This window comes from Spirosoma horti (assembly GCF_054776595.1).
In genome coordinates this window covers 170,506-184,086 of the sequence record NZ_BAAHBQ010000005.1, presented here as the reverse complement: position 1 = coordinate 184,086, position 13,581 = coordinate 170,506, and the positions used below count along the sequence as shown (strand labels likewise).

Genomic DNA, 13,581 nt, shown 5'->3' with positions numbered 1-13,581 from the left:
ATGTTTTGTCGTGCTTAGAACGTGAGACCAAGTTTGAAACCAACCGGGATAGTCCAGGGTGTTACGTTATAGCGCTCGATACCTTGCTTAAACTGCGTACCGGCTTGTGGACTTGCCTGTGGCTGGAAGGCCATTTCGGGATCTACGTTGATTTTAGCCGCTGTCCACAGAATGATGTTACGGCTATATACCGAGAACGTAGCGTTCTGTAAACCAATCGATTTGACGAATCTTGCCGGAATATCATACCCCAGCGAAATTTCCCGCAGCTTCACGAAGGAGGCATCGAAGGTAGCCGCCCGGGTAAAGCTCCAGGGGTAGTTATCACCGTAAGGAACGATTTTGGTGCCCGCTCCACCCAGGTTTTCCGTATAGCCCGTGATATTGCCCTGCGAATCATACTGGGCAATAACGCCGGGGTTGAATACACCATAGGCATAGGTCTTTCCGCCGAATTCAAAGGGGAACCCGCCATAAGCAGCCGTTGGCCCACCCACGATCGGGAAGAAATTATCATGAATTTTGATGTACTGATCCTGGTTCTCGACCAGCCAGTTACGGAGCGCATCACCGGTCCGCCCGCCCGGGTTGATCAGGTTATCCAGGAACCGCTGCGAACGCAGATCGGATTCCATGTAGCGGTACGTTTGCGATACGAAATTACCACCAGCCCGCCAATCGAGAGACACGTTCAGCGTGAAGCCTTTGTAGGATAGGGAGCTCTGAGCACCCAGCATGAAGTTCGGGTTGAAGTTCCCGATTTTATTCTTTGTGTTGGTCGCGCTTGTGCTCTGCCAGGAACCATCGTTGTCCAGAATTGGATATCCATAATAGGGTGATTTCTGGTCGGTTACGGTAATAACGGCCGCATCATAAATATCACCAACCTTGTCGCCTACATAGGTCCAGGCGCCCCCTTTGGCATCGGTCCATAAGGTGTAGTAGGGTATACCATCGGCCAGTTCCTTAATGCGTGTCGTGTTCTTGGTAAAGTTGGTTGTCAAGTCCCAGCGTAGACCGCCTTTGTCGACGATGGTGCCTCCCAGCGAGAGTTCGACACCCCGGCTTTCGAGCAGCCCCGCATTGATATTTTTGGTTGTAAAGCCAGAAGACGGTGCAATCTGCGAGGGAAGAATCTGGTTTCGGTTGTCCGAGGTATAATACGTTCCCGAAAACCGGAGCCGGTTCCGGAACATGTTGTAGTCGATGCCCACTTCATAGGACGTTGCAATCTCGGGCTTCAGGTTGGGCAGCAGAATACTGCCTGATTTATTCAGGCGGGTTACACCATTCCAGGCACCAGCATCACCCAGCGTCGGATAGAGGCTGTAGGGATTAGCATCATTGCCTACCTGCGCTACGCCAGCCCGCACTTTAAACAGATCGACCGTGCCCGGCATGTGGATCATTTCGTTGACCAATAAGCTTAGAGAAGCCGATGGATAGAAATACGACCGATTGTTGACCGGTAGCGTACTTGACCAGTCATTACGGGCTGTCAGGTCCAGATAAATCATGTCCTTAAAGCCGAAATTAGCGGTTCCGTAGACGCTGTAAATTGCCTTTTTATAGAGGTAATTGTTATACTGGAGGTTGTTGGGAGCAATATTCTGAATGGTATAGAGACCCGGAATAATCAGTCCTGCGCCATTTTTACTGCTGGTGCTTATATCCGTCGACTGCGAGTAGCGATTGTTTCCCCCGGCCGATACGACTACGCTCAGCGCGTTGAATCGTTTGGTATACGTGGCCAGAAAGTCGGCATTACGCTCATAGCGTTTCAGGTTAATCAGCCCATAGGCCCCGTTGGGTTCGCCGGTATAGCTTTTGGCGATTTTCGTTTCCCGTTGTTCAGAATACGTGTCCAGTGCATAGCGGCCCATCAATTTGATCTCCGGTGTAATCTGCCATTCGGCCCGCAGGTTGCCAAATACCCGGTCCCGGACATAACTGTTGTTCACTTCATAGGCCAGGAAGTACGGGTTATTATAGTTGCCGATACTTTGAGACTTTTGTTGCAGGCCCTCTTTACCCGGAACCCAGTAGTCCCGCAGGTCATTGATGTCGATATGTGATCCAACGCCGTAGGCCCATTGCAGCGGGTTTGTTCCCCGTTCGCCAGCGGGCCGGTTGTTGGAATTGTTCCGGCTAAAATCCAGGTTTGTGCTCAGCGTAAATTTGCTGTTTACCCGGGCCGTCGTGCTGATGGCCAGGGTGTTTTTGAACAGATCTGAATTGGGAACAATACCCCGGCTGCTCATATTGGAATAGGAAAGCCGGTAAGTGATTTTATCGGAATTATTGGCGATCGATACGCCATTGGTACTGGTAATGCCCGTTCTCACAAAATCCCGGATATTGTTAGGGTGCGAAACAAGGGGCGTTGGTATCGGCTTGCCATCCGGCCCGACCGGGCTGTTCCACTGAATGGCGTTATAGCCTTTGTCGAGTTCAGGGCCGACCCCACCCGACGAGCTTTCATCGATTTGCAGAATTCCGCCCGGATACGGGTTGTTGTTGGGTGTAAAGGGAAGAATACCAGTAGCAAACTGGTTCGAGGTTTTCAGATACTTGTATGGCTGATCAAATACGGTATTCGATGTGACCGACACCGTCATTTTCTGCGATTTTGATCCACTTTTTGTTGTAATCAGCACCACGCCATTCCCCGCCCGAGAGCCATATAAGGCCGCTGCACTAGGCCCTTTCAGGATAGATATGCTCTCCACATCATCGGGGTTGATATCCGAAATGGCGTTACCATAATCGACACGATTGTCGTTACCAATCTGGCTTACGTTGTTCAGCGAGTTGGCTATCGGAACGCCATCGACCACAAACAAGGGCTGGTTATCCGTGTTCAACGATTTAGCACCCCGAATAATCATGCTCACCGACGAACCGGACGGTCCTGTCGAATTGATCTGAACACCCGGCACACGACCGGCCAGCGAATTCAGGACGTTTTCCTGGGCTATCCGGCTCAGGTCTTTTCCCTGAACTTCGCCTATCGAATACCCCAATGAGCGAGCTTCCCGCTTGATACCCAGCGCAGCTGTAACGAGGACTTCGCCCAGTACCTCGCTATTTTCAACCAGTTCGACATTAATAACGGACTGATTACCTACCGTAATTTCCTGCGTTTTATGTCCGATAAACGAGAATACAAGAATCGCCGTGTTGCTGTTTACAGAAATCGAGTAGTTCCCCTTCTGATCGGTAACCGATCCGGTCTGTGTGCCTTTGATCAGGATGTTGGCCCCGGCAATCGGCTGATTATTGGTGGCCAGCGTAACCGTCCCCGTTATGATTTTGGCCGGATTTCGCTTGGGCGTTCCCTTAGCCAACGCGTGTGCAAAGCATACGCCAACTACGACAGCGATAGCCAGCGAATGCTTCAGAATCAACTGAAAAGTAGAAATTGGTTTCATGCGTGTTCAGTTATGAGATGGTCAATAAATCAAATACAAAGGTTAATCAGTAGGCCCTACACGTTTGTGGAGTTGGTCGGCGCTTGCTTACTCCGGTTGTTTACCAGGTTCTGGCTGATATTCGTGTTGATTCAGTAATTCCGTGAAATAGGCTTCGAGTATGTCGGAGTAGGCCTGTCTCATTGCCGGATAATGCAGACTAGCCAGCAATTCGTCAACTTCTTCTTTTGACAGCTTCTGGCGGATTAATTGCTCAATAAGATAGGTGATGCTTTGCCTTTCCATTCTCCTTGTGTTCAGGCAGTTTACACATAGTACTGGCAAGGCTAAAAAAGAGACTATTCGTCTATCTTATTTTCTTTAAATCAGGAAACAAACGACCACTGCTTAGTCAGCGAGATCGACCCGTTCCCGCAGCAGCTGTTTTGCCTTAACAAGCTGGTTTTTAACGGTATTCTTGGAAATCCGTAATGACTCCGCTATTTCCTGATAGGACTTCCCCCCTTCTACATTAAGCAGGAGGATCAGTTTACGTTTTTCAGACAGCGCATTGATGGCTGTATGCAGTACCCGGCAGCGAGTTTCAATAGCCTCCTGATCCTCTTCCGTTGTTCGCTCCATCCGTTCCATATACCGTTGCCGAAGTAACTGGCTCTTTTCCAGTTGCTTCAGGTAATCGAATATCATGTTCCGAAGGCAGGTGAACAGATAGGAACTGAAATTAAGCTCAGGGTTGATAAGGGACCGTTTGTCCCAGATTTTTATGAATACGTCATGGACCATATTTTCAGCCTCCTCTTTATCTTTCAGGAGCGTGATACTGAACTTGAGGGCGGGTGTACGGTAATGCTGATAGACTTCAGCAAAAGCGACCTTATCACCCTGTATGGCCTGGTGAATAATGGTTTCGGAGAGATGAGCCATGCGTATAAAAAGTTAAGGTGGAAAGCTGGGCAAAAAGAGAGCAAAAATCAGTGCGCGTACTACCAAGCTGTTTAACCAGACTCCATACAGTTTACTCCTCGCATGGGTCTATCAAAAAGCTATAAATTGAATTAATCGCAAAACTTTTATAAACTATTCCAGAAAACAGCAGAACAGGATTCTGAACTACCGAAACAAAATTATTTTCCGCTAATTAACCTTTTTAGTTTTCATTTAGTCTATGGGAGTACATTATTCAAAATAATATTTTGTTTATACCCGGTAGACTCAACAAATATAGACGAGCCGATCTCATTTCGTTTTCGCTTATTGCGTAAAATTGCCTTCAATTTGCGCAAATCACTCAAATTTCATTCAGGGGTAATATTCCGGAAGGAGTCTCTATCGTTACGGCCACACTATCAGCCGTTTATAAAAAAGTAGCCTGCGTTGGCCAAAAGAGGCATAATGTTGGGTTAACGTACCTTTTTTAGGCACCCAGATCGTCCCGAAATACCCCGCCGGCAACCGCCAGGTTGTCCTTGTTCACGAAATTTATCAATCCCCGAATAGCCCGATACACCATCCGCAGCGTATATCAGAAACACGCTGCACACGAGGTTCGACCAGAAGCGTACCCCGGCAACAGAACGGACAGCCCCATTCTCAGTGCACAGATGTGCCCTTTGTTGGCCCGCTCGTGCCGGATGGGCGTCCGGTCAATGAGCTATCCCTAGCCAATATACGTATACCCTTATGCGCTGGCCTGGAATCCATAAACCGATACAAGTCTATGATTGAGGCTAACCAAGAAGTACCTGAAACCCTGACAATATGACCCGCATCCTGCTTCTATCTGTTCTTCTTTGCAGCACGATCGGCACACTAATCGCCCAGACCTATGCCGAGAAATTAGGCTGGCCGAAGGGTTCGAAAGTGGTTATTTTCCACGTAGACGATGCCGGTATGTCGTACCCTTCCAATCAGGGCACTATCAAATCGCTGGAGCAGGGAACGGCCACCTCCACAAGTATCATGATGCCCTGCCCCTGGTCGGCAAGTTTTGTGAATTATGCGCTGAAAAAGGGAATCGACGCAGGCATTCACCTGACCCTGACGTCTGAATGGAAAAACTACCGCTGGAGTCCGCTGGCAGGCAGCAAACAGGTGCCCGGCCTGACAGACCCCGAAGGTGCTTTCTGGCCCGATGTGCCCGACGTTATCAAGCACGCTACCGCCGACGAGGTCGAACTGGAAATGAAAGCACAGATCGACCGGGCCGTGGCGATGGGGCTTAAACCCACTCACCTCGACTCGCACATGGGAACGCTCTTCGCCAACGAATCCTACCTCGAACGTTATATCAGGGTGGGCATCGCCTATGGTATTCCGGTAATGTTTCCGGGTGGAAACAACAAGCTGCTGATCGAATGCACAAATTATCCCCTCATTAAACAGCTCAAGGCCGAAGGCAAATGGCAAGAAGGTACCCAACTACCCTTGCCGGAAAGCCTGAAAAAAGCAAAAGCGGTAGGCGACATGATCTGGAAAGCAGGCCTGCCTGTGCTCGATGATCTGCACACAATCAGTGGAAACTGGAAGCCCGCCACCACCGACGTAACGCCGGAAGCCTGGGGTAAGTATAAAACCGCGCAGTTCAAAGATGCCCTGACCCGCATGGAGCCCGGCCTTGCCATGTTCATCATCCACAGTACCGATGCGTCGGAGGAGTTTACTCAAATTTCATCGTCGGGCGGCTCCCGCTATGGCGATATGCTTTCTATGATGGACCCCGAATTGGCAGCCTATCTCCGCAAAGAACGCATTATACTCACCACTTGGCGGGAGGTAATGACGCGACGAAAGCAGGCTAAATAGAGAATCATGCGTATAGCCCACTCATGAATGAAACACCAATGAAAAGAATCGTTCTCCTGCTGACAGCTCTCCTCCTGGTCACAAGATCCCTTGTCGCACAGGTGCCCAATGCTGCCATTGTCCGTGAAATGCTGATTTTCCCGGCTCAGGAAAAACACGTACACGGCAGTAGCCTTGTCAGCCTGCCCAACGGTGATTTTCTGGCGGTCTGGTTTTATGGTAGTGGCGAACGAACTGCCGACGATGTCAAAATCATGGGAGCTCGTTTACGAAAAGGGCAAAAAACCTGGAGCGAACCGTTCCTGATGGCCGATACGCCCACCATTCCCGATTGCAATCCCGTCATTTTTCTGAACAGCCAGGGCAAATTATTTCTGGTCTGGATTGCCGTTCAGGCCAACCAGTGGGAATATTCCATACTTTGCTACAAGACCTCAACCGATTATACTAAAAGTGGGCCACCCGTCTGGAACTGGCAGGACAATATCTTGCTCAAACCCGGTGACGGTTTTGCGCTGGAAGTAGCTGCAAAGTTTAAAGAGCTACCACCCAGCACCACTGGGTGGGCAGGGTATGCGCCCAAATATGACGACCTGATTTTGCAGGCCAGTCGTGATGCCGGAAAACGTAGCATAGGCTGGATGACCCGAATCAAACCCTTGCTGCTCGAAAAAGGCCGAATCCTCCTCCCCCTCTATTCCGACGGCTTCAATTTCTCACTCATGGCCATTTCAGACGACGACGGCGCTAGCTGGCGGCCCAGCCTGCCCGTTGTGGGCAGAGGACCCATTCAACCAGCGCTGGCCCGCCGGAAAGACGGAACGATTGTCGCCTTCATGCGCGACAGTGGCGACGAACCCACCCGGGTGCATATCAGCCAGTCGACCGATCAGGGCGAAAGCTGGGCAGCCACGGCAAAAACAGACATCCCCAATACCGCCAGTGTTGAACTGCTGGTGCTGAACGATGGTCGATGGGCCTTTCTGGGTAATGATCTGGCGGATGGCCGCTATCGGCTGAGTTTGTTTTTATCCGATGATGAAGGAAAAACCTGGAAATGGAAAACCCGCATTGAAGCGCATCAGCCGGGGCAGGGCAATTATTCGTATCCCTCTCTCATTCAAACGTCCGATGGCTTGCTGCATATGACGTACTCGCATCATGGCGTCGGGAAAAATGACAAATCAATCAAGTATGTCGTCGTTGATCCGCAACGCCTTACCAAGTAAAGATAACCCAGCGACACCCGCGCGTTAAAACCGCCTATATAACCTGTTCTCTTTCATGATCACACCCCTCCGTTATACCCGATTAGCTGGCAGTCTACTGGCTTTTCTCGTTCTGGGCAACCAGCGGCTCAGCGCCCAGAGCGTCTATCAGGATAAACCATTCCAGCAGGACTACAGTATCAAATACTATGTCGATAAACCAACGACCAGCCTCACCGGCGTCGCCTGCGACCGAAACGGAATCATTCAGGTATTCTCGTCCGAAGGGCTGCTACACCCCGCCAACGGTGAATTTCTGCATCCGGGTGCCTTATTACCCGATCAGACGTACCGGTTCATGAAAGACATGAAGCTACAGGCGATCGGCTCACAGAATCAGCAACTCGTTTACCTGAGTCAAAAGGCCGTGGTGAGTAATGCCTGGGCAGGAAAATTACAGGCGGAACACCAGCTTCCGCAGGCAACGATCTTTACTGGAACACCCGACCACACCTTTCTCGTTTCCGATGGTCGTGCGCTACAGCTTGTCAGGGATAGCAGGCTGCTTTGGAAAGGGGCGCTCCCATCCGATGAAGTGATTAGCGCTCATTTCCAACCGGCAACGAACCTGTTCTGGATACTCGGCAAGAAGTCGCTCTATACTCTCTCGGGGGCAGATTTCAACCTAACCAAAGTGCTTGGCGGTTCGGGATTCACCGCTTTTGCCCTGACACCCGCCCAGAAGGTACTAATTGGCACCAACGATGGGTATATCGAAGTCGATGCGGTGAGCAAAAAACAACTCGGTTCCATTCACCAGAAGCTCCCCTGGACTGACATCACCGCCGTGGCTGCCATAAACGGTAAAGTTTGGTTCGGTACCACAAAAGGCGCTTTTTCGCTGCGCCCCGATGGCAAATACGATTACTACAACGGCGAACGCTGGCTACCAGGCAACCAGGTAACAGCGATCACGGAAGGTCCGAAAAATTCGGTTTTGATCCTGACCACGGCGGGCCTGAGCAAAATCTGTTTTAAGTCGATGACACTCTACGACAAAGCGGTTTTCTATGAAGATCAGGTTCGAAGCCGACACATTCGAAACGGCTTCAATGCCTCGCTCGACCGTATGGAAAAAGGCAATCTGGCTACGGGCTATCTGGCTGATTCTGATAACGATGGCCTCTGGACATCCATGTATCTGGGCGGAGAAATTTTCCGCTACGCGGTCACCAAAGACAAGGAAGCGCTCCAAAATTGCCGTGAATCGCTCGACGCCATGGAGCGATTATATACCATCAATCCGGTACCGGGCTTCCCGGCTCGTTCCTTCGAGCGGGCGGGTTACATCGATCAGTTGTCGGACCCGGAGCGCTGGCAGCATTCGCCACAGGCTGGCTGGGACTGGAAATCCACCACCAGTAGCGACGAAATCATTGGCCATATTTTCGCTTTCGGAGCGATGGCCGAGTTGGTCGACGACAAAAGCCTTCAACGCCGGGCCATTACGCTCATCGATACGGTCATGAGCCATATCCTGTCGCACAACCTGTACCTGATCGACTTTGACGGCAAGCCGACGATGTGGGGCAAATGGAATCCGGAGTACGTAAATGCCTTTCCAGTCAACGTGGGCGATCGGAAGCTAAATTCCTCGAACCTGACGGCCATGCTGCAAACGGCCTATCATTTCACCAAAAAAGAAAAGTATAAAAAGAAAGCGCTCGAATTACTCCAAAAACAAGGTTATTTAGAGAACCTGATGCGGCCGATGCAGATCATCGGAAAAGCGCCCGAAGATGCCGACGAGCACAGCAAACACATGTCGGATGGCTGGAACCACTCTGACGATGAGATGTATTTCGTTGGCTACTGGGGACTATACCGCTACGCATTCGATGAGGACTTGAAGGCCAAATACAAAGCGGCCATTCTGGACCATTGGCAGGCTGAGCGGCCGGAAAAAGACGGGGCCTGGAATATATTCGCGGCAATGACCGGCGCAAAAAACGTCGACCTTCCCGAAGCGGTCTGGTATTTGCAGGAATATCCGCTCGATATGATCGACTGGTCCATCCAGAACAGTCACCGAAAAGACATTACAACCATAGCTCCGAATTTCCGGAATCAAACCACCCAGGAAGTACTTCCGCCCGACGAAACGCCCATTCAGCGCCACAACGGCAATAGATTTACGCTGGATCGTTCCAAGGGCAATAGCGGTACTTCCGAACACAGTGCGGGCGACATCTGGCTCCTACCCTATTGGATGGGCCGGTATCTGGGCGTGATCAGTGCCCCGGCCGGGAAGTGACTTTGCTATTTGTCGAAATAACGTCTGGCCAGACTAGCCTGAATCTTGCCGTACGCCGTACTAAATTATAGTTGTCTTCAAATCGCTGGTAAAGGCAAGGGATCAACCCTCGTTGGCGTCGAAAACGACAACGAGGTCAAAACAACTCTGGCAAATGCCTTGGATCGACAGAAACGGTATAGCCAAAGGCTATCCGACCGGCGGGCCCGACCCAACCGAAAAAACGCGCCACATACATGACGAATAAACAACCGGCACAAGCCTGGTCGCTCGGCCTTCTGTTTTTAGGGCTGATCACCACGAACCTGGTCGCTGGCCAATCAATGGATAAGTCGGGTTCCGTTGCCGACTCCATCAACCAGTACCGCACGAGTATGGCAACTCGCTACCCAACGGGCGTTTCTGCTCACCGGGGAAGCTCGCAGCTGGCGCCCGAAAATACGCTCGCTACCTTTCGGGAAGTACTGAAGATGCAAGTTGATTATATTGAAATCGATGTTCGAACAACGCAGGATGGCCAGTTGATTATTTTGCACGATGGCAGTTTGAACCGCACAACGACAGGCACCGGTCCGGTCAACGATCAGCCCCTGTCGGCCCTGAAAACACTATCGGCGGGCAAGGGATTTGCCGATCGTTTCCAGACCGAACAAATCCCGACCCTGGCCGAAGTTTGTCAGTTGGTTGCTCACTGGAACGCAACTCATCCGACTCCCACAAACCTGTACGTCGATTGTAAAGCAGTAGCGCCAGCGCCTTTAGTCAACACATTACAAACATATGGGCTGCTAAAAAATGCTGTTTTCTATGGCTCCGATGACGTTTTGCTGGCGCTGAAACAAGTGGCCCCAACGGCCCGGCTGATGCCTTCGTTACGGAAGGCAGAAGAAATGCCCGACAAAATCAACAAGCTTAGTCCATACGCTTTTGATTTAAACTGGCTGGCGGTTAACGAAACGCTCATCCAGCAAATTCACGAACGGGGAATCAAGGCTTTTTCTGATTTATTAGGCCCGCTGGATTCGCCCGAACAGTACCGAAAAGCAGCTCACGCAGGCATTGACGTCATCCAAACCGATTATGTCATCCATGTGTATAAAACCCTGGCTCAGTCCACAAAATAATGCCCAAGGCACTCAAACCGTATGAAATTACTTTTCTTTTTTCTTTTTGCTGCCCTCCCCATCTCATCTGCCCAAGCGCAGCTTCATAAACCATACCCTGCCACTTCTTATCCCGACCGGCTCATATTGGGCTGGCAGGGTGAACCCGCAACCTCGCAGTCGGTAAACTGGCGCACCGATTCGACGGTTACGAACGCCGTTGGCGCTATTGCTGAAGCGGATCCTTCGCCTGATTTTGTCAGGAACGCGACCCTTGTTCCGGCTATCAGTGAAACAGCAGTGATGGACGAAAAACAGGTCCGCTACCATTCCGTCCATTTCAAAAACCTGAAACCCGGCACGCAGTATAGTTATCGCGTTGGTGATGGCACCTACTGGAGCGAATGGTTTCATTTCAAAACCGCTCAGGACAAACCCGCTCCGTTTTCTTTTTTGTATTTCGGTGATGCCCAGAATGACATTCGCTCGCTCTGGTCACGGGCCATACGGGGCGCTTACTCGACATTGCCAACGGTGAATCTGATGGTCCATGCGGGCGATTTAATTACTACTTCAAATGCCGACTGGCAATGGGCCGAGTGGTTCGAAGCAGGCGGCTGGATCAATGGCATGGTGCCCACGCTGGCCACACCCGGCAATCATGAATATTTTAAGGATGAACAGGGCAAAGGTCGGGTGTCGAAGCACTGGCGGCCCTCTTTCGTATTGCCCGAAAACGGGCCGAAGGGCCTCGAAGAAACGGCGTATTTCTTCGATTATCAGGGAACACGGTTTATTTCCCTGGATTCACAAGCCGCCCTGCTCGACTCGGCCGTTTTAACCACCCAGGCAGACTGGCTCGTTCGGGTGTTGGGCCAGAACCCAAACCGCTGGACGATCGTCGTTCATCATCACCCGATTTATTCAACCAAGCAGGGCCGCGACAACGACGAATGGCGGCTGAAAATGGAGCCCATTTACAAAAAATACGGCGTCGACCTCGTCTTGCAGGGGCATGATCATACCTATGGCCGTGGCCTGAATATGCCTCTGGGAAAAAGCCGGAAACATCCGGACGGGCCCATTTATGTGGTATCGGTGAGCGGCCCGAAGATGTATGATATTGGTTTGCAGGATTGGATGGATCGGGCGGGCTCAAACACGCAACTTTATCAAACCGTGTCAATCGATGGCGACAAATTAGCGTATCAGTCCTTTACCGTAACCGGGCAAAAATACGACTCATTCATCCTGACGAAGAACAGGAACGGGCAGAATACACTGCTCGATCAGGCACCGGCACTCCTGCCTGAGCGCCTGGATCTACCCGCCGAATACCAGCAGAAGATCAAGCCCGAACAGCTACAGGAATACCAGAATCGCTTTCAGAACTACAAAGCCCGAAAGCAACAGGCCAACCCTTAGCGCTGGCGGTCACAGAATCAAACGAACTCATAGACGCCACGAAAATCGCTTATATCCAGACAAGCTACTATCCCTGCTTCGACACCGGATCGATCCATACGCCTGCTACTCGCCGAACCCTATGTCTGTAATGCCTACATCGTCTGTTGACCCTGTTGTACTCCAGCCTGCTCCCGTGAAGCGCCTTCTCTCGCTCGATACCTTGCGGGGATTCGATATGTTCTGGATTATGGGTGGTGAAGAGATTTTTCAGGTTCTGGCCAAAACAACCGGCTGGGCCTGGGCTGTGCTCATCGCCGATCAGTTTACCCACCCCGACTGGAATGGCTTCCGGGCCTATGATCTGATTTTCCCGTTGTTTGTGTTTCTGGCGGGCGTATCCACGCCGTTTTCAATAGGGTCGCGGTTGGAAAAAGGCGATGAAAAGGCGCAGATTGCCCGCAAGATTATTTCCCGTGGGCTTGTTCTGGTTTTGTTAGGCATTATTTATAACAATGGGCTATTTGTCAAAGCAATTCAGGATACCCGTTTCCCGAGTGTTCTGGGGCGTATCGGGCTGGCGGGCATGTCTGCTCAGTTGATTTTTCTGTATGTCAGACCACGCACACAATACCTCGTGTTTGTCGGGATTTTATTGGGTTACTGGACCGCTCTGGCGCTGATACCTGTGCCGGGCTGCGGAGCGGGTGTGCTAACCATGGACTGTAATCTGGCCAGCTATATTGATCGCATGGTGGTACCGGGCCATCTCTACAAAACGATGCATGATCCGGAAGGCCTGTTCTCGACCATCCCAGCCATTGGCAACGCGCTGCTGGGCATTTTCGCCGGCTCATTTCTAAAAACGAACCATAAAACAGGTCGTCAGAAAGCGCTATACCTACTGGGAGCAGGCGCCCTCTTTGTCCTGCTTGGCGTACTCTGGAATTTTGTCTTCCCGATCAACAAAAACCTGTGGACCAGCTCGTTTGTGCTGGTTACCGGCGGTCTGAGCCTGAGTTTACTCAGTATCTTTTACTGGATCATCGACGTCAAGGGCATCAAAGGCTGGACGTTTTTCTTTACGGTTATCGGCATGAACTCCATCCTGATCTATGTGGCCGACGAGTTCATCGACTTCGCCTACGCATCCCACTTTTTCTTTGGCGGATTGATCAACCGTCTTTCATCAGGATGGGTAGCCGCCGTGCTGGGCGTCCTGGGCTACCTTGCCGTAAAGTGGGCGTTCCTTTATTTCTTATACAAGAAAAAGACGTTTCTACGGGTTTGAGCCAGTTCACATACAGCGAGCGGGAGCC

The 13,581-nt window shown here is 51.1% G+C and carries 9 protein-coding genes; 6 read left to right on the top strand and 3 right to left on the bottom strand.

The window, feature by feature from the left end:
- Window positions 1–14: 14 nt before the first annotated feature.
- The 3 genes from ACYVAM_RS15785 to ACYVAM_RS15775 form a co-directional block, all read right to left on the bottom strand.
- On the bottom strand, window positions 15–3,431 hold the full coding sequence (locus tag ACYVAM_RS15785) for a SusC/RagA family TonB-linked outer membrane protein (protein ID WP_461068619.1): 3,417 nt from the start codon (window positions 3,429–3,431) through the stop codon (window positions 15–17).
- An 87-nt stretch (window positions 3,432–3,518) separates the two neighbouring features.
- Complete coding sequence (locus tag ACYVAM_RS15780) at window positions 3,519–3,716, bottom strand: hypothetical protein (protein ID WP_461068617.1); 198 nt, start codon at window positions 3,714–3,716, stop codon at window positions 3,519–3,521.
- 102 nt (window positions 3,717–3,818) lie between these two features.
- On the bottom strand, window positions 3,819–4,355 hold the full coding sequence (locus ACYVAM_RS15775) for an RNA polymerase sigma factor (RefSeq protein ID WP_461068615.1): 537 nt from the start codon (window positions 4,353–4,355) through the stop codon (window positions 3,819–3,821).
- Between the two features lie 834 nt (window positions 4,356–5,189).
- On the opposite strand from ACYVAM_RS15775, the gene ACYVAM_RS15770 reads away from it, so the two are divergent.
- The 6 genes from ACYVAM_RS15770 (at window position 5,190) to ACYVAM_RS15745 (ending at window position 13,553) form a co-directional block, all read left to right on the top strand.
- Window positions 5,190–6,233, top strand: coding sequence for a polysaccharide deacetylase family protein (locus ACYVAM_RS15770; RefSeq protein ID WP_461068613.1), 1,044 nt, complete (start codon window positions 5,190–5,192; stop codon window positions 6,231–6,233).
- 38 nt (window positions 6,234–6,271) lie between these two features.
- Window positions 6,272–7,462 (top strand): sialidase family protein, encoded by a 1,191-nt coding sequence (locus tag ACYVAM_RS15765; RefSeq protein ID WP_461068611.1) that lies wholly within the window; start codon window positions 6,272–6,274, stop codon window positions 7,460–7,462.
- Window positions 7,463–7,517: 55 nt separating this feature from the next.
- On the top strand, window positions 7,518–9,755 hold the full coding sequence (locus ACYVAM_RS15760) for a hypothetical protein (RefSeq protein WP_461068609.1): 2,238 nt from the start codon (window positions 7,518–7,520) through the stop codon (window positions 9,753–9,755).
- Window positions 9,756–9,991: 236 nt separating this feature from the next.
- On the top strand, window positions 9,992–10,879 hold the full coding sequence (locus ACYVAM_RS15755; protein WP_461068607.1) for a glycerophosphodiester phosphodiesterase: 888 nt from the start codon (window positions 9,992–9,994) through the stop codon (window positions 10,877–10,879).
- Between the two features lie 21 nt (window positions 10,880–10,900).
- On the top strand, window positions 10,901–12,283 hold the full coding sequence (locus tag ACYVAM_RS15750; protein WP_461068605.1) for a purple acid phosphatase family protein: 1,383 nt from the start codon (window positions 10,901–10,903) through the stop codon (window positions 12,281–12,283).
- A gap of 130 nt (window positions 12,284–12,413) precedes the next feature.
- Window positions 12,414–13,553 (top strand): acyltransferase family protein, encoded by a 1,140-nt coding sequence (locus ACYVAM_RS15745; RefSeq protein ID WP_461068603.1) that lies wholly within the window; start codon window positions 12,414–12,416, stop codon window positions 13,551–13,553.
- Window positions 13,554–13,581 lie beyond the last annotated feature (28 nt).